This is a genomic window from Arenibacter sp. ARW7G5Y1, from assembly GCF_003201775.1.
Lineage (GTDB): Bacteria > Bacteroidota > Bacteroidia > Flavobacteriales > Flavobacteriaceae > Arenibacter.
In genome coordinates this window covers 420,892-444,506 of the sequence record NZ_QJJZ01000001.1, presented here as the reverse complement: position 1 = coordinate 444,506, position 23,615 = coordinate 420,892, and the positions used below count along the sequence as shown (strand labels likewise).

15 protein-coding genes and 1 pseudogene are annotated in these 23,615 nt (G+C 38.8%); 9 read left to right on the top strand and 7 right to left on the bottom strand.

Annotation, left to right across the window (positions count from 1 at the left end):
• Window position 1: 1 nt before the first annotated feature.
• Entirely contained in the window at window positions 2-1,153 is a 1,152-nt protein-coding gene (locus C7972_RS01780) for an 8-amino-7-oxononanoate synthase (RefSeq protein ID WP_110354483.1), read from the bottom strand.
• Window positions 1,154-1,282: 129 nt separating this feature from the next.
• Here C7972_RS01780 and C7972_RS01775 point away from each other — a divergent pair, with 129 nt between their 5' ends.
• The 6 genes from C7972_RS01775 to C7972_RS01750 all read left to right on the top strand — a co-directional run bounded on the left by C7972_RS01775 (window position 1,283) and on the right by C7972_RS01750 (window position 7,575).
• Complete coding sequence (locus tag C7972_RS01775) at window positions 1,283-3,091, top strand: M61 family metallopeptidase (RefSeq protein WP_110354482.1); 1,809 nt, start codon at window positions 1,283-1,285, stop codon at window positions 3,089-3,091.
• Window positions 3,092-3,625 (top strand): GNAT family N-acetyltransferase, encoded by a 534-nt coding sequence (locus C7972_RS01770; protein ID WP_110354481.1) that lies wholly within the window; start codon window positions 3,092-3,094, stop codon window positions 3,623-3,625.
• A gap of 160 nt (window positions 3,626-3,785) precedes the next feature.
• Window positions 3,786-4,031, top strand: coding sequence for a type II toxin-antitoxin system ParD family antitoxin (locus C7972_RS01765; protein ID WP_110354480.1), 246 nt, complete (start codon window positions 3,786-3,788; stop codon window positions 4,029-4,031).
• Complete coding sequence (locus C7972_RS01760; RefSeq protein ID WP_110354479.1) at window positions 4,018-4,308, top strand: type II toxin-antitoxin system RelE/ParE family toxin; 291 nt, start codon at window positions 4,018-4,020, stop codon at window positions 4,306-4,308. Before C7972_RS01765 ends, C7972_RS01760 begins: the two co-directional genes overlap by 14 nt.
• A 238-nt stretch (window positions 4,309-4,546) precedes the next feature.
• Window positions 4,547-6,199 (top strand): hypothetical protein, encoded by a 1,653-nt coding sequence (locus C7972_RS01755; protein WP_220020845.1) that lies wholly within the window; start codon window positions 4,547-4,549, stop codon window positions 6,197-6,199.
• 290 nt (window positions 6,200-6,489) lie between these two features.
• Window positions 6,490-7,575: a nucleoside hydrolase-like domain-containing protein gene (locus tag C7972_RS01750; RefSeq protein ID WP_110354791.1), complete on the top strand. Its 1,086-nt coding sequence runs from the start codon at window positions 6,490-6,492 to the stop codon at window positions 7,573-7,575.
• A 357-nt stretch (window positions 7,576-7,932) separates the two neighbouring features.
• On the opposite strand, the gene C7972_RS01745 is transcribed toward C7972_RS01750, so the two are convergent.
• The 3 genes from C7972_RS01745 to C7972_RS01735 form a co-directional block, all read right to left on the bottom strand.
• The gene (locus C7972_RS01745; RefSeq protein ID WP_110354477.1) at window positions 7,933-9,381 is read right to left on the bottom strand and encodes an ATP-binding protein; all 1,449 of its coding nucleotides are present in this window, start codon (window positions 9,379-9,381) and stop codon (window positions 7,933-7,935) included.
• A gap of 644 nt (window positions 9,382-10,025) precedes the next feature.
• On the bottom strand, window positions 10,026-11,195 hold the full coding sequence (locus C7972_RS01740; RefSeq protein WP_110354476.1) for a UvrD-helicase domain-containing protein: 1,170 nt from the start codon (window positions 11,193-11,195) through the stop codon (window positions 10,026-10,028).
• Window positions 11,185-12,843, bottom strand: coding sequence for an ATP-dependent endonuclease (locus tag C7972_RS01735; RefSeq protein ID WP_110354475.1), 1,659 nt, complete (start codon window positions 12,841-12,843; stop codon window positions 11,185-11,187). Before C7972_RS01735 ends, C7972_RS01740 begins: the two co-directional genes overlap by 11 nt.
• Window positions 12,844-13,209: 366 nt before the next feature.
• On the opposite strand from C7972_RS01735, the pseudogene C7972_RS01730 reads away from it, so the two are divergent.
• Window positions 13,210-13,428: pseudogene (locus C7972_RS01730) on the top strand (hypothetical protein); the annotation flags it as partial.
• A 69-nt stretch (window positions 13,429-13,497) separates the two neighbouring features.
• On the opposite strand, the gene C7972_RS01725 reads toward C7972_RS01730, so the two are convergent.
• From C7972_RS01725 to C7972_RS01715, 3 genes are all read right to left on the bottom strand, one after another.
• Complete coding sequence (locus C7972_RS01725; protein WP_110354473.1) at window positions 13,498-16,869, bottom strand: VCBS repeat-containing protein; 3,372 nt, start codon at window positions 16,867-16,869, stop codon at window positions 13,498-13,500.
• 173 nt (window positions 16,870-17,042) lie between these two features.
• Window positions 17,043-18,899, bottom strand: coding sequence for a RagB/SusD family nutrient uptake outer membrane protein (locus C7972_RS01720; RefSeq protein ID WP_110354472.1), 1,857 nt, complete (start codon window positions 18,897-18,899; stop codon window positions 17,043-17,045).
• A gap of 19 nt (window positions 18,900-18,918) precedes the next feature.
• On the bottom strand, window positions 18,919-22,149 hold the full coding sequence (locus C7972_RS01715) for a TonB-dependent receptor (RefSeq protein ID WP_258364747.1): 3,231 nt from the start codon (window positions 22,147-22,149) through the stop codon (window positions 18,919-18,921).
• Window positions 22,150-22,598: 449 nt separating this feature from the next.
• Between C7972_RS01715 and C7972_RS01710 the strand changes: the two genes are divergently transcribed.
• Window positions 22,599-22,970: a VOC family protein gene (locus C7972_RS01710; RefSeq protein ID WP_110354471.1), complete on the top strand. Its 372-nt coding sequence runs from the start codon at window positions 22,599-22,601 to the stop codon at window positions 22,968-22,970.
• An 85-nt stretch (window positions 22,971-23,055) separates the two neighbouring features.
• Entirely contained in the window at window positions 23,056-23,544 is a 489-nt protein-coding gene (locus C7972_RS01705) for a DoxX family protein (protein ID WP_110354470.1), read from the top strand.
• Window positions 23,545-23,615 lie beyond the last annotated feature (71 nt).

Below are 23,615 nucleotides of genomic sequence, written 5' to 3'. Positions count from 1 at the left end.
GCTAATCAAATAAATTGGCCAATATTAAAAGTACGTCCTCAATTTCATTTTCGGTATTAAAACTGTGCAAACAAAATCGCAATCGCTCCTGACCTTTTGGTACGGTAGGGGAAAGAATGGGTTTTACATCATAACCCTTTTCCTGCAACCGTAGCGACCATTTTTTTACCTTTTCATTACCTTCCACCAAACAACAATGCACCGCCGAATTACTGGGAATAAAAAAGGGTTTTAGGTCATGCTGCTTCAATTGATCCTTAAAAAAGTTGATATTCTGTCTAAGTTGCATTTGCCTCCCACCTGACATGGGCAAATGTTCGCAAGCCGCTAATATCGTCGCCAACGAATGTGGGGGCATTCCAGTGGTATAAATAAAGCTACGTGCAAAATTCACCAAATAACTTTTAAGGGCATGGCTTCCCAATATTGCTGCGCCATGACAGCCCATGGCCTTGCCAAAGGTGACGATCCTGGCAAATACTTTATCCTGCAATGCCAGCTCATTTAACAAGCCCTCCCCCCTTTTGCCAAATACCCCAACAGCATGGGCTTCATCCACCACCAAATAGACCCCTTTGGAAGCACACAATTCGGCCAATGACTTTAAATCCGGAGTATCCCCATCCATGGAAAAAACAGATTCCGTAACCACATAAATATCGGAATCTACATTTCTTTCCTGCACTCGGTCTATATGGCTACCAAGAACTTCCAGGTGGTTGTGCTTAAACTTGTAGCTTTTGGCAAGGCCCATCCCAATACCATCGCGGATACTGGCATGGGAGAGCTCGTCATAAAAAACAATGTCTGTACGCTGTGGCACGGCACTAAAGAATCCTATGTTGGCATCATATCCGGAATTGAAGACCAATGCCGAATCGGAACCAAAAAAATCCGCCAACAAAACTTCCAACTCACCATAAAGCCCTTTATTACCCGTTAACAGCCTGGATCCTGTAGCCCCATTGGCTGTGATTCCTCTCTTTTCCAATATACTGGAGGCATTTTTAAAAATGGTCTCGTTTTGGGCAAACCCCAAATAATCATTGGAGGAAAAATCGATCAAACCATTTGGCAAGGGCAATTTCCTAAGGGCGTTACCGGCCTGTCTTTTGGCGAGTTTAGCTGTTAATTTATTTGGTAATTCCGTCATAATACAAATGTAGCATATCCTGTATTTATATAGTATATTCGTTTATACAAAGCCCTATAAATATAATAATACGGAATCTTGTCCTTGGCCAGGTTCCACATCAATAAAAATGTACCGAAATCAGATTGTATGAAAATCAATATTCTAAGCCTTCTTATTCTAAGCTGTTGTATAAGCCTGCAAGGTCAGAGCAACAGCTACTCCATTTCCTTTGAAAATGCCGTTCATCACGAAGCTGAAATTACGGCCACATTTCCTTCCCTGGATCCCGGCCCACTTTCCGTACATATGGGCCGCTCTTCCCCTGGACGCTATGCCTTACACGAATTTGCAAAAAATGTATATAATTTTAAGGCAACGGACAGCCAAGGAAAGCCCTTGGACATCCATAGACCCAATCCCTACCAATGGGAAATCAGCGGCCATGACGGGGAGGTAAAGATAAGTTATACCCTTTTTGCCAATCGTGGCGACGGCACCTATGCACAAATAGACGAGACCCATGCCCATTTAAATATCCCGGCCACCTTTGTGTATGTGCCCAGTTTAAGCGATCGTAAAATAGAGGTGGACTTTAGGATACGGGAGGACCTAAACTGGAAGGTAGCTACCCAAATGCCCAAGGTTACCGGCAATATCTATATGGCGCCCAACCTACAGTACTTTATGGACAGCCCCACTGAAATTAGTGATTTCGACATGCGGCAATTTACCGTGGACAATAATGGCCATCAACAAACCATAGCATTTGTCTTGCACCACAACGGTACGGAGGCGGAGCTGGACACCTATTTTGAACAGGTTAAAAAAGTGGTTTTGGCCGAAAAGGAGGTGTTTGGCGAGCTACCCAACTACGATTTCGATACTTATACTTTCTTGGCCTGCTATATCCCCCATGCTTCCGGCGATGGAATGGAACATAGAAATTCTACCATTCTTACCGATACTGAAGGTTTGGCCGAAGGGGGTATGAAGAACAATATAGGCACCGTTGCCCATGAATTCTTTCACTGTTGGAACGTGGAACGCATACGCCCCAAGTCCCTGGAGCCCTTCAATTTTGGGCAGGCCAACATGAGCGGTGAGCTCTGGTTTGCGGAAGGTTTCACCAGTTATTATACCAATTTTATCCTTTGTCGTGCCGGAATCATCACCCCTGAAGAGTATATTGAGGGACTTACAGGCACTTTCAATTATGTTTGGAACTCTCCGGCCAGGAAGTTCTTTAACCCGATAGAAATGAGTTATCAGGCACCCTTTGTGGACGCTGCCACCTCTGTTGACCCCGTGAACAGGGAAAATACCTTTATTTCCTATTATTCCTATGGCAGTGTTTTGGGATTGGCCCTTGACCTATCGTTGCGACAAAACAAACTGAACTTGGATGATTTTATGAAATTAGTGTGGCATACCTATGGTAAAAAGGAGGTTCCCTACACACTGCAAGACCTACGTGAAACCTTGGTACAGTACGCCGGTAAGGAATTTGGCAATCGTTTTTTTGATCGATATATCCATAACAGTGAAATGCCCAATTATGAAGAGTTGTTCAACACAGTTGGCGTAGTGCTAAAACGAGCTACTGACAAACCCTATTTTGGGGCCAGTGTGGGTATCAACCAATTTGGTGCAGGCATAGTTCAAAGGAACACTCCAATAGGGAGTCCGGCTTACAGGGCCGGGTTGGATTTTGGAGACGTAATTACCGCCGTAAACAATACTCCCCTGACGTCCAACCAGAATTTTGGGGAGCTAATGGCACAATATAAGGTAGGGGACAGTATAAAAATAGCCTACACCCGATTTGGAAGTCCAAAATCTACCACTGTTGTTCTTTCTGCAAACCCAACCTATACCATACAGTTAACGGAGAAGGATGGAGGCAAACCCAGTAAACAAGTGTTAAAAAATAGAAAGGATTGGCTAAAATTGGATTAAATGGACATAATATTCAAACGCTGCAGTACAAAAACCGAATTGCGGCAAATCCTGAACCTGCAACAAAAGAACCATTTACAAAATATAAATGTAGATGAGAAGCAAAAAGAAGGCTTTGTTACCGTGTCACATACTTTGGAACTCCTCACCGAAATGAATGCTGCCTGTCCCCATATCATAGCCAAGGACCAAGATAAGGTGGTGGGCTATGCGCTTTGCATGCATCCCCGGTTTGGTAACGACATAGAGGTCCTAAAACCAATGTTTAAGGAAATAAACTCCGTAATACCCAAGGCGGAACCTTTTATGGTCATGGGGCAAATCTGTATAGACAAGGAATACCGGCGAAAGGGTATTTTTAGAAAGTTGTACGAAACCATGAAGAACTCCCTGCAACCAGAATTTACCAGTATCGTTACCGAGGTAGATGCCACCAACCTCCGTTCATTGGAAGCCCATTACGCGGTGGGATTTGAGGAACTAAAAACCTACCATGCCGGAGGGCAGGATTGGAAATTGATTGTTTTAGGGTAAGATTTTGCGGAATAAAATGACTTGGGCACTAGCCTGCCTAACCGTCAGGCAAGGATAACGCCCTCGCCTGAGTTAAGGTTCATGTCCTAAGCTAGGCGTGATAATTTAGAAACTTGTATTTGATTCGTTTTTGGTGTATTTTTACACCAAAATAAAAACTATGTCTAGACAAAGTATTACATTCACAGAACCTAACGATGAATGGTTAAAAAAACAAGTAGACAATAAGGAGTACTCTAGCAAAAGTGAACTGGTCAATGATTTGATCAGACAAGCCCGAAAACAACATGTCCAAATAGACTGGATCAGAACTAAATTAGAAAAAGCTGAGAACAGCGGATTTACTGAAGATAGTAAGGAGCAAATACTGGAGGAATCAAAGTCCCTACTTCGTGGCCAATTATAAATTAAGCAACTCTGCCAGAGAGGATTTAATACGAATTCATCAATACGGAGTGAGAAAATTTGGTGTTGAACAAGCTGACCAATACTACTATTCATTTTTCGAGTATTTTGACATTATTGCCCAACTACCTTTTTCATTTGAAGCAGTTGATTTTATCAAAGAAGGCTATAGACGCTGTGTTTACCGTTCAGATAGTATTTATTTCAGAGTAAATGATGACACTGTTGAAATCATGGCCATTATTGGAAGGCAAGATTTGAACAATATGCCACTCTAACCTCCGTTAGCGCGGATTAAATAGTTTTCGCACCTCAAACTCAACCCTGTCCAAATCGTCAGGCTCATATGTCCACCATTATTAAATAGTAACTCAAATTACTTAACCGGTATTCCAAGAAACAGGGGAACAACTAAATCTCCTCGACAATGCACACCTCGCTGATTAATGCCAAGTTTTTATATATTTATAAGGTCAGCTGGATTTTTTTCAACTTAATGACCCAAAGCATGTTCCCATGATGAAATATTCCGTGTTATTGTTCCTTTTTTTTTCATGTTCAATGTTGACATATGGGCAGGTAGAAAACCCCTTTAAAAATGTAGTTATCACCTCCATAAAGAAAAAAACGCAAGTAAAAACCGATAAAAATGGGCAATTGCATGTAAATGTATCCCCAAAAAATGTCCTTAAATTTAAAGGGCTTGGATGGGTGCGCTATAGCGATTTTGGTGCCACTGGTGATGGCAAAACGGATGATATGGACGCCATTGCCGCCACTCATGCCTTTGCCAATCTACACAACCTTATGGTGAAAGCAGACCAAGGTTTCACCTACTATATAGGAGGAAAGGAACGTACTGCAGAAATCCGAACCAACACAGATTTTGGAACAGCAGCCTTTATCATTGATGATACCCAAGTCCAAAACCACAAGGCCTCTGTTTTTAAGGTAGCTTCCAACCTGCAGCCCTTTAAACCCGACGGAATAACATCACTTAAAAGAAACCAGCAAAAAATTGACGTCCTTTTGCCCCAATCCTGTCTTATCACGGTTACGAATTCCAATGTAAGGCATTATATCCGTTATGGGCTGAACCAAGACAATGGCTCCCAACAAACGGATATCTTTGTTGTTGACAAAAACGGAAATGTTGATTTGGATGCCCCGATTATTTGGGATTTCGACCAGATTACAAATGTGACCGCCATACCTTTGGACACCACAACACTGTATATTAGGGGCGGCCTATTCACCACCATTGCCAACAAGGCCGAATCCAAGTACAATTATTATAGCAGGAACATATTGGTCACCCGTTCCAATGTAGTAATCGACGGGCTAGAGCACCATGTTATTGGGGAAGGGGAACATGGCGCGCCCTATGGCGGCTTTATCAATATCCGTGACTGTGCCTATGTAAAGGTAAAGAACACCCTTCTTACCGGACGTAAAACCTATCGTACTATTGGCTCGGCAGGAAAACCGGTATCCATGGGCTCGTATGACCTTCTGGTAAACCGTGGCCTCAATGTATCATTTGAAAACTGCCGACAGACCAATGATATTAATGACAACACCTTTTGGGGTATAATGAGCTCCAACTATTCCAAGAACTTGGTCTATGACCATTGTATTCTTTCCCGCTTCGACGCCCATAAGGGAGTTGCCAATGCCACAATCCTAAACTCCACCCTAGGACATATGGGAATCAATGCCATTGGCAGCGGTGTCTTGACTGTGGAAAACAGCACTATCCGAGGTAATACCCTGATTAATTTACGCTCGGATTATGGCAGTACATGGCAGGGGGAAATAGTGATCCGAAACTGTATTTTTGTACCCAAGGGAGATAAGCGCTCCAGTGTCAATATAATTGGAGGTTCGTACTCTGGGCAGCATAATTTTGGCTACACCTGTTATATGCCCGAAAGAATTACCATTGAAAACCTACACATAGATGACAGCAACTATCTGGAGGGATATGAAGGGCCTGCCATTTTTAAAGATTTCAATGAAGAAATGACGGACGATTCATATCAGGAAAAATTTCCCTACATCAGGACCAATGAGATTATCCTTAAGGATGTAACCTGCACAAGCGGCAAGGACTTGATAATAAGTAAAAATCCGTTTATGTTCAAGGACGTGAAGGTGCACACCTATTAAGGGTTCTACATGAAAATCCTTTTTACCGTGATGGGATTCAAAGCAAAGGCTAGCCGCTGACCCATGGTAATGCCCCTACCCTTAAAATATACCTTATGCGGTAGAGGAGTATGATGGACATTGGGTATACATGGCAAAGAAATAACTGGATTGGACCTATAAAAGAGTTGGTATAAACAGTTACAATTAAATTCTTATCTTAAAAGCCCAAAGGCTGGAACCTAAAGGCAACTACTACTAAAAATTGGACCATAATGGACGAGTGCACAGGCCTCATAAAACAGATGAAAATGATTGGGATATATTTGGATAAGGGATATTATAAGGTATATAGCCTACTATTGTTAACAACCATCTTGTTTGCCTGCAATCAAAATACAGCCCAAAATGGAACCTTTGATGTCATCATTGATACCGACCTGGGAGGCGACCCCGATGACATTCAATCATTGTACAGAGCTGTGCATTATTCTGATATAATTAAGATAAAAGGTATTATAGCAACGCCCAATTCGGATATTGATCATCACCCTTGGGACACCATAGAACATACGGGGCTCATTGAGAATTGGATAAAAAGGATAGACGTTGAGCATATACGTAAAAACGGTTACAGCCAATTAATGCCGGAAAAAGATTTGCTCAGCATCATAAAATCCGGTGCAAAAAAACCAAAAGGCCCTTCGGACAATAATAGTACAGAAGGTTCCGAATGGATCATTAAAACAGCTCGGGATTATACGAAGGATAATCCACTTTGGATATTGGTCTGGGGTAGTTTAACAACAACTGCCCAGGCACTTTACGATGCCCCAGACATTGCCGACAAAATAAGGATTTACTATATCAGTTCTTCAAATACCCTGCATGATCCCATAAGCAGGGATTATGTATACAATTTCATGGAAAAGAAATACCCTGAATTATGGTGGATTGAAAACGGGATTCTTCCAAGGGGCAAACATGAAACATTCCGCGGTGTTTATCAGTCCGGAATTCAGGATGGAGAATGGTCCTATACCAAATTCACCGATATCAATATTAGGAATCACGGTTCAAACCACGATGGCCTGTTTCAAGAAAAATGTGGCGATGTCTTTCCTGTGGCCAATTATCCCAAAAACAGTTTAAAGGAAGGAGATAGTCCTTCATTGTTATATTTGATTTCTCCGGTAATTGGTGGTACGGGAAACGTAGATGACCCCACCCAAGAAAGTTGGGGCGGACAGTTTAGGCATTTCGATAAAAGTACCTACCCCAATTATTATATTGATCTTGACAAATCTCCAGCAGACTGCCAAATGACTATAGGGAAATGGCGCTATAGTGTAATGAATGATTGGAAGCAACGGTGGGACAGATATGACAAGAAGTGATGGGAGCAATACTTCTGCGCGATAGTTTATAGGATATTTTTTAAATCCTGTTTTCCAACGATTGCCATAATTTCAACTAGGCTATCTTTACCTTGTAGTAAATACTGTCAGAGCCACATACACAGCGTCTATACTAGTTGCGCAAAGTCTCCTGCCTTTGCACTTTTACCACCATAAACCAAAAACTATCATAATTGGGAAAAACTATGTTTAGAGCAGCAAAAGAATCACGTTCTGCCCATATTGGCATATAATTTCACACAACAGCTAGCTTGGAATAAAATTAACGGTTTGTGTATGGTGTCGTAGCATCCCGAAGGGTGCTATGCACTATACATAGTGTTGTGCTTTCATTTTTTAATTTTTATTTCTCATTTTTAATGTAATCTCTCCAATATTGTATGCATATATGGAAGCAGGTAGAAAAGTGAATTTTAGCCCTTGTATTTCCTTCATTCCTAATTGATCAATTGAAGTAACAACTGCCGATTCAAATTTATTTGTTTCACAAAATTTAATTAAACTTTTTAATTCTTGAGGTTTGTCGAAATATCTATTACTCCATTTAATTTCAACTCCCCAAACTGGCTTATAACTTTTATCATCTACCAAGACAAGGTCAACTTCACCTTCGTTTCTGCCTTCTTTCCACCTAGCATAGGTTATGTCTAGTTGCTCCCTGTGCATCCATTGTGAAAGAATTGCTGTTTCTACCATGTTTCCCATTTCTTGGTCTGTTTCACTTATAGGGGAAAATAATGCAGTGCGAAGGGATGGGTTGGTGAGATATACTTTGAAGCTTGTTATTCTTTTTAATCTTTTTGCATTGACTCCAACCTTATTTAATACTTTAATTAGGAATGCTGCTTCTAAATATTCTAAATATTTTTTTAATGTATCTTTTTGAATTCCACTTTCCCGAGACATTGTCTCATATGAGAATTCGTTTCCTGTATTATACGCTATGTATGTAAAAAATCTGTTTAATTCTTGAACATGTTTGATTCCATACAAGCTTGGCAAATCTCTAAGAAGAACTTTGTCTACAATGTCGTTTTTAACGTATCGACCCATATCTCCTTGTATTTTTTCAGATAATACAACCTCTGGGTATCCTCCAAAATTTAAATAATGGAGAAATTCTTTATTTAATGCTTTTGAATCATGAGTTAAGCAATACTTTATATCCTTGTTTCCATATTGAATATCACCTTCAAAAATTAAATGGTCTAATTTCTTCAAATGGATATATTCTTGAAATGTTAATGGAGGTAATAGAAAATCAGTAAATCTGCCCGCTCCGCTCTCCGTACTGTGCCATTTCAAAGCTGCGGCTGCTGAGCCAGAAACAATGAATTTAGTTTCAGGGTATGAGTCAACCAATATTTTTAAATGTCTTTCCCAGTCTTTCAAGTATTGTATTTCATCAAAAAAGACATAACAACCATTAAGATTTTCAAGAGTTAAAGAATCTTTGCATAGAGTTAAAACGTCCTCTAAGCTTAAATTGACGTAAATCGGGTTGTCAATTCCGATAAAGAATAGTTTATGAGGGTTTGTTCCTTCTTTCAATAAGTTTTCAATGCAATGAAATAGCATTACTGTTTTACCAACCCTTCTAGGGCCCATGAGAACTAACGCCCTTTTAATACTCCTTTCAAGAACGAATGGATAAAAGAGGTCAAAATATAGTCTCTTTGACATTGAGCTATATGTATTCGGGATCTCTTTAGTTATCCACCATGGATTTTCATATCGAAGGCGTTCAATAATCTTTTCTGTCGGAATAAGGTTTAGTATTGCCATGTTTTTATCTTAATACAACAAATATATGCAAAATAAACAGATTTAAAACCATCTATTTAAACAAATAATGCATTTTTAGAACCTTTATTGAAGTAGAGAACTGCTAATTCGACAATAGAACCTGTTGCGCAAAGTCTCCTGCCTTTGCGCCTTTACAACTAAAAACTATCATAATTGGGAAAAAACTATGTTTAGAGCAGCAAAAACTCATATTCAGCCCATAATAGAATTATGATCCCCACATTTCATCAATAATAATTAATTACTATACTAGTTGCGCAAAGTCTCCTGCCTTTGCGCTTTTACAACCATAAACCAAAAACTATGTTTAGAGCTGTATAATTCACATTCAGCCAATAATGGCATATAATTTCACACAACTGCAAGCCTGCCATAAAATTAACGTTGAGAATATGGGACGTTTGGCATTTCAAAGCTCCATCGTTTCAAACCGCTATATATTTTATTAATTGTACTCATTTCAAATTTATCACTAACCGCCAAATGACCTATATTTATTGTTGTGCAGTCGTACTTTTTCTTCAATCAGGTGCGGCAAGACATACTCTTTTGCAATTTTTGGTTGAAGCGTTGGCTCGTGCGAATTGCAAATGTGTATGGCTTGTGCGTTGGATTATTTATATTTATCCTTTCCATTTCTCAACGCCATTAATTTCTTCATTGTCTGAATAATTATAAACTATTGCAACACTATATTTAGCACGAGTTAACGCAACATAAAATCGAGCTTTAGTTCCGTCTTTTAATTCGGCATCGTTGCTTTTTATCCATTTTTTAATATCACTAGTAGGATAAATAATTACACGATTAATAGTTTTACCTTTTACCTCTCCAAAGTTGCAGACATCATAAGCTAAATCAACTTTAGTTGCCTTACTATATCTTAATTGAGTCGAATTAAACGTTTTTAAATATTCTGCCACATCATTTTCCCGCACAACAAAAATTCCATCATGCGCTGTAGTCTTCCTACAATTAACACATTCACAAGGTTCTGTTTTTTCAAAATCAGGGTATAACCTTGATGAATAATCACATATCTTTTGATTATTACGATGTGATTTTTTAAGACTACTTTCATCAATCGTACAACCAATTCGTTTACCTAATTCAGAGTTAACAAATTCTTTTATTTTTCCATTCTTATATTTAGGATACTTGTGATAATGATTTGTAGCATATGTCACTTGTCTTGGATCGCCAACTAGGGAGATATTTATATTTGATTTAAACAGCATTTTAATAATTTCGAAGTCAAATCCAGCTAAATCTTGAACTTCATCGATATATATCGTTGAATAGATTTTAGATAATCTTGTAAAAATCTTCCCTTTAGTTTTTTCATTACAGCCAATAACAAATTTTGATATTTTATCTGAAAAAATTCTCCAATTAGACGTGAAATAGAATTCTTTAAAGTCTTTCTCTCCATAATACTGCCTTCCTCCACCTCGTATGAACAATGGGCGACCTCTTTCGTCAAATTTGGGTGCGGATTTTTCATTACTTAAGAGCATTCCTTTTATGTCATTTTCAAAAAGCATATCATTCATAGAACCTTGATATGGTTTTACGCCGTGTTGCATTAAAAATGAAAACCAGGTTTGAATTGTAATATTTGCTGGTATAGATTTCCGTTCTCTTAGTATTTTGCTTCTTATTTCCCTTTCGTTCTCAATGGTGTAGGTTGTTATAAGCACCTTCTCACTTTTGTCAATTTTTAATGCTTCTTTGACAATTAAAGTTGTTTTACCAGAACCAGCAGCAGCTATGATTAGTTTGTTATTCGTCATCGCACCATTTTATTACTTTTTTAATGTAACGAGGATACTTAATCTCTTCAGCCGTTTCAAATAATTTTAATGCTGAATCCGTCTTATGACTAACCATATAATTTACAATGCTTTTTTCAGAATTATACTTGCTCTTTTTAATTCCTAAAGCTTTTCTAAGAATATCTAGTTGCTTTTTGTTAGCATCTACTATTTGTGGCTCTAACGTGTTTAACTCCTCCCTCTCATCAGCAAAAATTTTGATACTTTCAACACCTTCATAATCTTCATATTTATCAATAATCTTTTCTTTGAATTTTCCATCATTATCAGTGACTATAGCTACTGGATGCTCTATGATTTTAGCAATATCAAGAAATCTTTTAAAAGCTAAACTCCGAACAGAAATTACATCAATTCTATTTTCAATAGGTAAGCATCCATCGTGCTTATCCATATATGCTTTTTGTACGACTAGTTCGTCAGAATCACCTTCTACGAGTATTGCTTTTTTACAAAGTATAAATCTTAGTGTATCATAACCAGATAATTTCTTAAAATAGTTCTGAGTGTCTGTTGGCAATTCGTTTATATATGTTTTCTTTCTTCCGACTTTAGATTTACTTAATAATATTAAATTCTCAAGCCCTAATTTGTTAGCCACAAAACTGCTATGAGTCGAAATTATTATTTGTTTGTTTTTACAGTTAATAGTAACTGATTTTATAAACTCATTTAATTTTGAATGTGTTAAATGATTTTCTGGTTCTTCTAGTAGTATTAAATCAGCTTTTTCACTTTTCTTATGTGATAGTGACAGGTTTGTTTTTATTATACATTGTTCACCTTTCCCTATTTGGTGAAATGGAACATTATCCAAATATGTCATCAATGTGGTTTCCCACGCATTTTGAGTAGATAAATCAACGGATATTTCAATGTTTTTATTTGTCGAAATATGAGAGTTCTTTTTTACTTGTTTATTTATGGCTTCAATAGATGGATTGCTCATAAAACTCTCTTTAACCTGCCTAAAAGCTTGAGAGACGCCAGCTTTTTCTTTTAGGTTAAGATTATTTTTAATAATACGAGAGATATAAACATCTGACCCGTTTTTGTACCTTTGATTAGAAGAGTCAATCAACACGGACTTTATAGGAATACTCCTTGTTGTTATGGATGAATCTCTAGCAAAGGACTTCCAAGTAATCTTATAAAATTCAATTGGCAAAGTTTGTAATTCATTTTTCTCAGCAAGCAATGCTTCATATTCATCATTAAAGCTTTCGTCATATTCTACTTTAAAAGATACACCAACAGCATCAGTTTTCATACTGTTATTGTCTCCTTGCAGTTTTGCAAAATCTGAAGTTGTATGACCATCAAAAAACAATTCGATATGTATACAAGGTAATTCAGGGTTTTTACCATTCTTTAGATTTGATAAGAAGCTTTCTACAACCTCATTGTTGAACAGATATTGAGATAATTCATTTCGTAAATAATGACCATTCAACACACCTGACAAAGCCAAATGTATAGCTTCAAGGATTGTTGATTTTCCTGTTTCATTTTCTCCAACTAAAATATTTACGCCTTGTGAAAAATCAATTTTAAAAGAACCTTTGTAGCATTTGAAATTCTTTATGTGGGCTGTTTTTAAGTTCATATTTCACATATATTAGATTCTTTGTTCTGAGTTTAGCGATGGCTAAAAAATAGCTCTTTTGGTTTTTCAGGGTTAGCCTGTGTGTTGGCAAAAACCAAATGTGCTATTTGTGCGTGGGCACTTTTTTTGTATGCCGCACAACATATGAATAGAATAACTACTGTTTATATTCTTTTATTAGGTCTAATTTACTAAATCTTTTTGTTGAAATAAATTGTTATAAACTTTGACCTTTACCACCATTTTATTTGGAATTGTATATGCTCTAAAAGTGTGTACATGCCTTCACAAAGAAATAGTATTAAGAGGTCATAACTTTGCGGGAAACCGTAAAGGGTGAATATTATTATGTAACCCAATCCGAATAGTCGAGATTTCATTGTCGACATAACCCTTTCCGAACGAGGAAATATCAATATCAAAATCTTCAACTTTGCCAACAACGCCCTTATGGCGTCCAAAAAAGATAGAGGAGCATCCGCCTATACCCTTCCCTTCAATATCTCCGGCCTGCCCTCTGGGGTATACGCCGTTGTCCTGGAAACCCCTTTTGGAAATTCTTTAAGAAAAATAATCCATAAGTAAAGTGTATATGGACGTAGGCCTATAATAAAACTACAATCCTTTAAAAACTATAGCCATCACCTCTGCCATTTACCTACTGCCCACGCTAAACACCTCCAATGCCTCATCGTTTTTGGCAAAAATTACATTTTTGCTTCCTTTTATAGTAAGCATTTTTGCATTTTTAACCTCGCCCCGTACCATGAGACCGCTTTCCCTTGCCGGCATGGCTCTAAAATTGCCTTGCCCATCACCCTTTAAAACAAGGCCGTAAGCCGCATCATTTCTCGGAGTTTCCACCTCAGAGGTATATAAATTGCCTACCAGAAGTACATCCTCTAAACCATCCTTGTCAAAATCTTGTATTAGTATATCCTTTACCGCCGACATTTGTGCCGCATTTTCCAACTTCTTCATTACAAATGTACCTCCCTGGTTTTCAAAATAAGTGGTTGCAAAAGTATATGCCCTTAAATGGGTCGACTTTTCCAACTGCTCCTCTTCAAAAATATCCCCTATGGCTGCCTTGCCAAAGGAATCATAGGTTGGAAATTTTTCCTTTATAAATGGTAACTGCTCCGAAGAACACTGTCGGCCTCTTAAAGGCACCAATTTATCTTCATCATAATAGCCTAGAACTATATCATTACTGCCAGACTGATCAAAGTCATCTGCAAACACCTCAAAAGGGGCATCCGCTGCAGCACGATATTTGTAATTTAGCCCCAAATTACCTCCTATAATATCCATATCCCCATCGCTATCAAAATCCCCGACGGCCAAACTATACCACCAGCCATTGGTGTTTTCCAATCCATATTTTTTTGTATTCTCCACAAAACGCTTGCCTTCCACATTCTCAAAAATCCTAACAGGCATCCATTCTCCCGTTACCAACAGGTCCATGTACGAATCATTGTTAATATCTACCCATACGGCTGCCGTGACCATCCCTAAATTTTGGCCATCTAGAATAGGTACCTCATCAAAGACAATTTTTCCCTCTTTACTATTGTTTTGCAATAGGTAACTTTTTGCAGGTGCTGGATACTTCCCAGGGACCTGCCGACCTCCAACAAACATATCCAAATCCCCATCATTATCATAATCCACTGCCTTGATGCAAGAGCCGCTTATTGCATTTTTGGGGAGACCGTCTACCAAATTATTAAACTGCCCCATGCCATTGTTTATATACAACCTATCCTGTAACAACGGATTTCCCTGATCATATTCATTACCCCCGCTAACCACATACAAATCCAAGTCATTATCGCCATCCACATCCAAAAATTCTGAAGCAACGTCCTCAAATCCTGAATCCCGATTTAGCAGGTCCACATTGGTTTTAGTAAAACTTCCATCCTCGTTTTGTACAAACAAAACGCCCGGAAAGCCAGTGGCACCTCCAATATGTACATCGTCCAAACCATCCCCATTTATGTCCCCTACCGCTAGGGAGGGTCCTTCCTGCGACATTTTATGGGGAAGTAAGCTCTCCCTCCCATAATCGTCAAATTCATTTTCCACATGGAGAAAGGGCAATGGATCCTCTGTGTTTTTACTAAAAATAGGCTGGTTCATATTGGCGTCCTCCTTTACTGTACTGGACTTGGAATTGGCATAATCCAACACAAGAAGTTGATCGGTGTCCACATTGTTCAATAGCTGTTGCCTTCCGTCAGGCCATATAATTTCCACATTGGCTTCTGGGGAATTTCCTAATCCAAAATGTAATTCCCTGGCCATTGAGGACATAAAACCCCGTGTGAAATAAAGTTCCTGGACCTGCCTGCTATCCCCAGCACTAACCACAATTTTAGTTCCAATACCATCCCTATTCCCTAATGGACCCTTAAGCTTAAATGACAAATAATGTCCCAATCCCATTTCCCTGGAATTGTTCTTTAATATAAAGGCTTCGTCATCGGTATTATTTACAACAATCTCTAGATCACCATCATTATCGAGGTCGGCATAGACAGCTCCATTGGAACTGGTCATAGTTCCATCTCCCCAAGTCCCATTCATCTTGGCAAATTCAAAATCGCCCTTATTCCTAAAAAAATAGTTCTCCTTTTTCCTTACAGGCATTTTATCCAAAATATCCGTAATATATTTTTGCGGATCAAAAGCCTGATTATTTATAATTGAATCCTGTTTTTTGTTGACATAATTTACAAAGTCATTGTTCCGAAAATCCCGTTTGATCCCATTGGACACAAATAGGTCTTTAAGTCCGTCATTATCCATGTCAAAAAATAGGGGTGCCCAGCTCCAATCTGTTTTGGATACCCCGGCAAGTTGCGCTATGTCTGAAAAAATGGGAACGTTGTTTTCATTTAAATACCCTGAATTAATTTGAAGCGTATTGTACATATATTGGTGATGTAGTCCTGCATCCAAGGCCTCATAAAACTTTTTTGGATTCATTCCACTCATACTGGTCTTTATATCATAGCTACTTTCGCCCATCATATCCACAGTCATTATATCCATCCAACCATCGTTATTAATATCGGCCATGTCATTGCCCATGGCGAAAAACGAGATATGATTGGTTGCTTCCAGAATCCTATCCGAGAAAGTACCATTGGCATTGTTTATATACATATGGTCTTTTCCGGAATAGTCGTTGGACACATAAAGATCTGGCCAACCGTCATTGTTAATATCACCCACTGCCACTCCCAGTCCGTAATCCAGGCGACTATGAACAATTCCTGCCTCCTTGCTTACATCCTTAAAAAAATTATTGTCGTTTCTCAATAATCTATCATTGGCAACACCGCCATCCATATTGGCCAAGGCGGCAATTGTTATATTTTCCGGATATGTCGTTGGAGAATGGTTCAATTGGTACATGTCCAGGTCCCCATCCCTATCATAGTCGAAAAATACCGCCTGCGTTGAACAATCTGTTAAATCCAACCCATATTTATCAGCTTGTTCACTAAAAGTGGGGATCCTCTCCTTATTTTTTGCCCCCATATTTATATAGAGTTTATTTTTCCTTTTTTCTTCATCATTGTATTTCCCCGAATTGGAAATATAGATATCCATCCATCCATCACCATTTATATCCACTATGGTAATTCCTCCAGAAAATCTTTGACGCAACAGTATGCCCGTCATATTGGAAACATCCTTAAACTTTAAATTACCCTCATTTAAAAACAATTTATGTTGTTGCAATGTGGATACAAAGAATACATCCTTCAATCCGTCATTATTAAAATCTGCTACTGCCAGTCCACTTCCATTATAATAGTATTCATATTGCAAACCATTAAACTTCATGTTTTCAATTAATTCATTGGTAAAGTCTATACCAGTATCCGTTTTTGTCAACTTCGTAAAAATTGACTGTTGTTCAGAATTTAGTCCGGACAACTTGTAGTCCTCGGTACAACTAGTAAGCACTAGTGTGAGTAATAAACTTGCCCGTAGAAATTTATTCATTTTATACAATTTTATTGTGATCTGTGTATGCCTGTGTCGGTGTACCAAACAGTTAAATGGACTTATTGGCCAATAACTGCCATACAATTCTTTAAAATAGGTTAATTTTTGAAATAAAAAAAGACCCAATGTCGAACAACCAACGTTGGGCCTTTTAATATTACTACTTTAATTTATTCATAACCGGGATTTTGAACCAAACTAGTATTCGCGTTCAATTCATTTTCCCTGATTGGCCTAAAATAGTTTTTATCCAACCATAGTCGGTTTTCAAAACCGGGATCTACCACTCCGGGTATATAGGAATAATCATAATTATCCGGGTCATATTTATATTTTGTTACATTGGCTCCAGGTTTCAATGTTCCGGTAATCTGAATAATCCCGGCCGGAGCTCCTAGGGTTGTAGGCGCAATCATCCATCGTCTAGCGTCGTGATATCGATGCTCCTCATAGGCGAGTTCCAACCTCCTTTCATTCCTATAGGCTTCCATTAAATCCTCTCCAGAAGCCGTAATAGCAGGCAATCCTACCCTATAGCGTATTTGGTTCAACCAAGCTTTGGCTTCTGCCTCATCACCATCGGCTTCTAAGACGGCTTCAACATAATTCAGCACAAGTTCGGTATACCTAAAAAACGGCCAAGGAATGGTTTGAAAATCTGTTTGGTCCACAAATCCTGGATCTGGTTCCACAAATTTCTTGAAATAATATCCGGTACGTGTTCCGTTCCAATCTTCAATTGGACCTTGGCGTGTATCTAGGCCAAAGTGGGTAGTAACCTCACCATCGGTTCCAATAATTTCGTATTGCCCGGTTTGTATCTGATTGGCCGGGTCGCGATCCGCAACATCTGACGGTCTCGGTTTCCAATCAGCACCATCGTAAAGAATGGTAGCATAAAACCTAGGTTCACGATCGGTGTAAGGCATACTGCTATGATCGGGGTTATCCCAGTCAAATTCAGAGCCATCACTCATTCCGTAAGCATCTATCAAATTTTGTAAAGGGGCGTTCCCTGCCCAGTTATGGTAGCCATTAGGGCCATTAAAAAGACCTATTCTACGTCCAGGGCCCCTAGCTTCCACATATTGTCTTTCCCAAATAATATCGGATTCACCTCCATTTCTAGCCAATGAAATATCCAGGTAATTTTGTTCTCCCTCCTCCAACGAAACGGGGGCGGTCAACCCAAACTTATAGCCGGCATTGGAATAATCCATGGCCGCTTTGGCTGCATTTTTGGCCTTTGTCCATCTATCCTGTTGACTTCCAGAAGTATAACCAATTAACTCAGGATTGGAATAACTCCCAATTAAAGAGGAATTCCCAGAGGCCGTGGAGTTATCGTATAAATCACTTGCTGCATATAATAGGATACGAGCTTTAAGAGCAAGTGCCGTAGCAGCATTAGCCCTTCCTGAATCCATACTTTTTCCATTGAGTAATCCAAACGCCATTTCACAATCGGACACTATAAAATTAACGCATTCCTCAAAAGTGTTTCTTGGGATATTAAAATCCGAATCCAACTCAAAAGGTTCCTCGGAAATTGGTACCCCACCGTAAAATCTTACCAATTGATGATAGTAATAAGCTCTAAGATACAGGGCTTCCCCTAACAAACGATCTCTTAAATCGGTGTTTTCCAAACCTCCTTCATTCAGTTTTTGAATAGCAAGATTGGCAGCCCTGATATACCGGTACATATTGTTCCATTCATGGGTATTATTGATCCAACCGGTATCATTTGAATTGGTACGGGATTCATTTACCGTATTAATTGACCTTCCAGTATGGGTAAATAGGGCTTCATCCGTTAAAGAAGCCAACATTTGTTCATCCAAACCACCAGCGCCTAGCCCATTATAGACCCCGGTTACTGCGGCTGTGGCCAATCCTTCATCGGTCCAAACACTCCCTTCGGACACCTCACTTAGAGGAGTAATGCTAACGAAATCATCGTTGCATCCAGTCACAAAAGCAATTGTTGTAATCGCCAATACGTATAATATATTTCTTTGTTTCATAGTTTTAACTTTGATAATTTTAAAATGTTACGGAAAATCCTGCACTTAGTATTTTGGAATTAGGATAATCCCTACCGCTAGAACTAAGTCCTTCTGGATCGAACAATGAGTTAGTAAATGTAAACAGGTTAGATCCGTTTATATAGAACCTAAATCTTTCCAACCCAATTTGACCAATCATTTCCTTTGGAAAATTATACCCAAATTCAAGGTTTTTCACCCGCATATAATTGGTGTTTTGTCTCCAATAGGTATTACCATTACTGTAATATTGATCAGCTCTGTTGGTAATCCTCGGGTCAACACTACTCGGATTATTCACCGTCCATCTATTATTGTATACACTTGTTGTGTAATTCCCTATAGTACCGGACTCCCCAAAGTTCAGGAATACTTCCCCTCCCGTGGCTCCTTGAAAAAGTAAACTGAAATCGAAATTCTTATAACTAGCCGTTAAATTGATACCTCCCTGAAAGGTTGGATCTGAATTTTTATCAGTTCTATAACGATCATCGGGTGTAATTTTACCATCATCATTATAATCTACCAGTTTCATATCCCCTGGTCTAAGTACATTGACCAATGCTGTATAGTCCAAGGTTTCAGCATCTATATCAGCTTGGGTGGCAAATACCCCATCATAACCATAGACCAAATTGGAGCGAATAGACCTTCCTGTTGCCAATTGCCATTCCGGTGCGCCTTCGGCCTCATCGTTAAAAATTATCTTGTTTTTGGCATAACCACCGTTTATACTTATTCCATAAGTAAAGTCTCCTGCATTTCCATTATATCCCAAGATAAAATCAAAACCTTTATTTTCAACCTCCCCAAAATTCTGTCTTGGAGGGGTTATCCCTGAAAGGGCCGGTAGGGAAGCGGAAGGTGTAGTTAAAATATCCGTTCTTTTATTAAGGAACCAATCAAATTCTAGATTCATTCTATTTTGTAAAAATCGTGCATCCAGACCAACGTTAATATTGGTTGCCACCTCCCATGTTATAGCAGGATTGGGCACCTTTGATTCACTTATCGTAGTAACTTCACCATTATTAATAACATAATTCCCAAAACCGTAGGTAGCGAGATATTGATTGGCAGGGAAATCGGAATCGTCAAATTTATCATTACCCAATTGACCCCAGGAACCTCTGAATTTCAGGAAATTTAAAAAAGAATCATTGTTCAAATCACTCAAGAAATTTTCCTTGGTAACAACCCATCCTGCAGAGAAACCAGGAAAAAACCCATATCTCGTATCTTCTGGGAACAAATAAGATCCGTCATATCTCCATAAAAACTCCAATAAATATTTTTCTTTAAAATCATATGATACACGACCATAGTAATTTAACCTTGCAGATTTATCTGAAGAACCACCATTATCCTTTTGAAGGTCACCACCAGCAAACAAATCATCTATAGCAGGTGAGATAAAATATCGTCGATAAGCATTAAAGCCCTCGTATTCCACAGTCTCTTTACTTATCCCGGCCAAAATTAGAAAATTATGGTTTTCCAATGAGCGTTGATAAGTGGCATTGGCTCCCAATAAAATATTCAGGGTATTACCTGTATATTGATTTAAGTTTGGCTCTGCCGGTCCCCTTTGACCCCTTACCAAATCTGGTAGGCCATCCGCTCCCATCGTATTTCCGTCCCAAGTATATAGATACCAAGGAGTCCTCCAAACCTTTCTATTTGAAAAACTTTTATCAATGGCAGCAGTTGTCTGTACCGACAATCCGTCTACCCATGGAATTTTAATATCCAAGGTAGCATTGGACTGAAAGTAATCCCTTTTATCCTTATCATAACCTGTATCATTCGTAGCTATGACAACCGGGTTTTGTCCGTTTTCTATATCCGGTCCTGGCAAACCATTCGGCCAATATGCAGGCTCGGTAGGCCTACCCCTTGTCAACATTCTGAAAATAGCTCCCGCACTTTCAGTTGGAAAATATCGATATTCTTCCCTAGCCAACACCCCTAGACTTAGTTTGATACCTTCACTAATTTTAGCGTCCAAATTTATACGAATATCATATTGCTCATATCCAGTGGCCGCATTCTTGTAATAGGCATCCTGCTTTAAATATCCCAATGAAGTAAAATAATTAAAATTTTCACTTCCTCCCGTAAGTTGCATAGTATGTTTTTCTTGGGAGGCCGCTGTTTTGAAAGTCTCGTCAAACCAATCCGTATTCGGGTGGCCCCAAGGATCTTGTCCATTTCCAAAAAGCGCAATATCCTCGGGAGAATAAATGGCATTTCTAGTTGAACCATCCGGCCTAGTATAGGTCCCTGTAGAGTTAAACCCAGCAGTTGCCCCAGCCCATTCATTTACAGGAAGGTTATAAATTTCCAATTCATTTCTCAATTCCGCATACTGCTGAGCGTTGGCCATATCGGGAATAACAGTAGGTTTGGCCCAACCTTGGTTAGAAGAATAGGTGATTTGTGGTTTCCCCGTCTTTCCTCTCTTTGTTGTAATTAAAATAACCCCGTTTGCAGCCCTTGCTCCATAAATGGCGGCAGAAGCATCCTTTAGTACTGATATATTTTCAATATCGGCAGGGTTTATTCTACTTAGACCCCCATCCCTATCGGGAATACCATCAACCACAACCAAAGCACCAGTATTATTATAGGTATTTGTTCCACGAATCCTAATTGCGGCGTTATCATAACCAGGCTCCGCGCTCGATTGCTGAACAAACAATCCAGCCACCCTACCGGACAAGGTATTGGTAAGGTTTACCGCTGGAGATTTTACCAATTCCTCCCCTTTTACGGACGAAACAGAACCTGTAACGGTAGCCCTCTTTTGGGTACCATACCCTACAACTACCACTTCCTCCAATTTACTTGCATCTTCCTCCATGGTAATATTAATAGTAGATTGGCCGTTTAAAGGTATTTCCTCTGTTTTATAACCAATATAACTGAATATTAGTACTGCATCATCAGATACACCGGACAAGGAATAATTACCATCAAAATCGGTCTGCGTTCCATTGGTAGTCCCTTTGACTACAATACTGGCACCAGGTAATGGTCCGTTTGCATCAGATACCACTCCCGAAATAGTTTGCTGAACTAGGACTGGATTGGCATCCATGCTTGTAAGATTTGCGAACGCCTGCACACCGCACAGAGCCATCACAATCATAAAAACCATAAGTTTCTTCTTAGGCTTCCTTTTTTGAATGATTTCTTTTGGAATAGAAAACCAGTTTTTTTTCTCCATAATTTTAAATGTTAAGTTAGTTGAGTTAAAAGCATTGTTCAAACAATTATTGTCATAATCAGATTCTAGTATGGTACAACAAAAACCAAAAAAAAACCAAGATCAAATCGAATGTCATCTAATGGTTTTTTAAAAAATATTTGTGAAAATTTTCAATTAAAAACTGTGTGTCCAAATCGAAATAATTCCGCTCCCACTTAAAAGTTATCTAAACCAGCAATAAATGTAAGATTAACACTTACTGGCTAAATGTATAAAATTTTCTTAAATTAAATCAAATTTTATGTTAAAAACTACTAAAACAATAAATATTATCCTCAAAATTAACAAGTCAATAATATATCTTAGTTGAGAATTTTCTGATAGGATAATTTTGTATTGTAGTACAATTTATTTTCACACCCCCCTAAAAAACGTAAACAAACAATTAACAACATAAAAAAACCCATATGAAACTAGGAGCATTTTCAATCAGTCTGGCCGTAAAGGACCTATCCATTTCCAAAGAATTTTACGAAAAACTTGGATTTACCGTGTTTGCAGGCGACCCAACAATGAATTATCTGATCATGAAAAATGGCAACGCAGTTCTTGGTCTGTTCCAAGGTATGTTCCCTAATAACATCCTCACCTTTAACCCTGGCTGGGACGAAAATGCCACTGCACTAACCTCCTTTGATGATGTGAGAAAAATTCAGGCACATTTAAAAAGCAACAACCTAAGGCTGGACCAAGAGGCGGACATAAAAACATCCGGACCCGCAAGTATTATGCTGACCGATCCCGATGGCAACCAAATTTTAATAGACCAACACCTGTAAATTGAAAATAGGGTATTTTGAGAATGTTCCCTATCTTGATCTACCGTTGTGGGATTCATTCCTAACCTAATTATATTCACCAACCATGAAGCCTTTATTAGTACTTCTTGTCTCGTTTGTTGCAACCCTATCTATCCTATATCTTAGGTCGAAAAAAATACAATGGCCATTGGCCGGACAAATTGCCATGGCCATAATGTTGTTGTTTACTTCCTTGGGACATTTTATGTTTCCCCAAGGTATGGGCGCCATGATGCCGGAATTTATACCCATGAAAAATGAAATGGTATATATCACCGGAGTCATGGAAATTCTATTTGCGATAGGATTACTGATTCCAAAACTTAAGGTCCGTACGGCTTGGTTGCTGCTCATCTTCTTTATTCTTGTTCTTCCCGCCAACATAAAAGCCGCCATGGAAAACATCAACTACCAGACCGGGGAACTTAACGGAAATGGTATTAACTATCTTTGGTTCCGAATTCCACTACAAATATTTTTTATAGCCTGGGTCTATTTAACGGCCATAAGAACAAGTAAACTACCTCGGGGCAGGCCCGCGAGGCATTCGTAGGAAACGACCTTTAATTTTGAGGCAAGCCTCGGGGTAGTATACCCTTTGGCGGTGCCAATAAAATAGCAGCC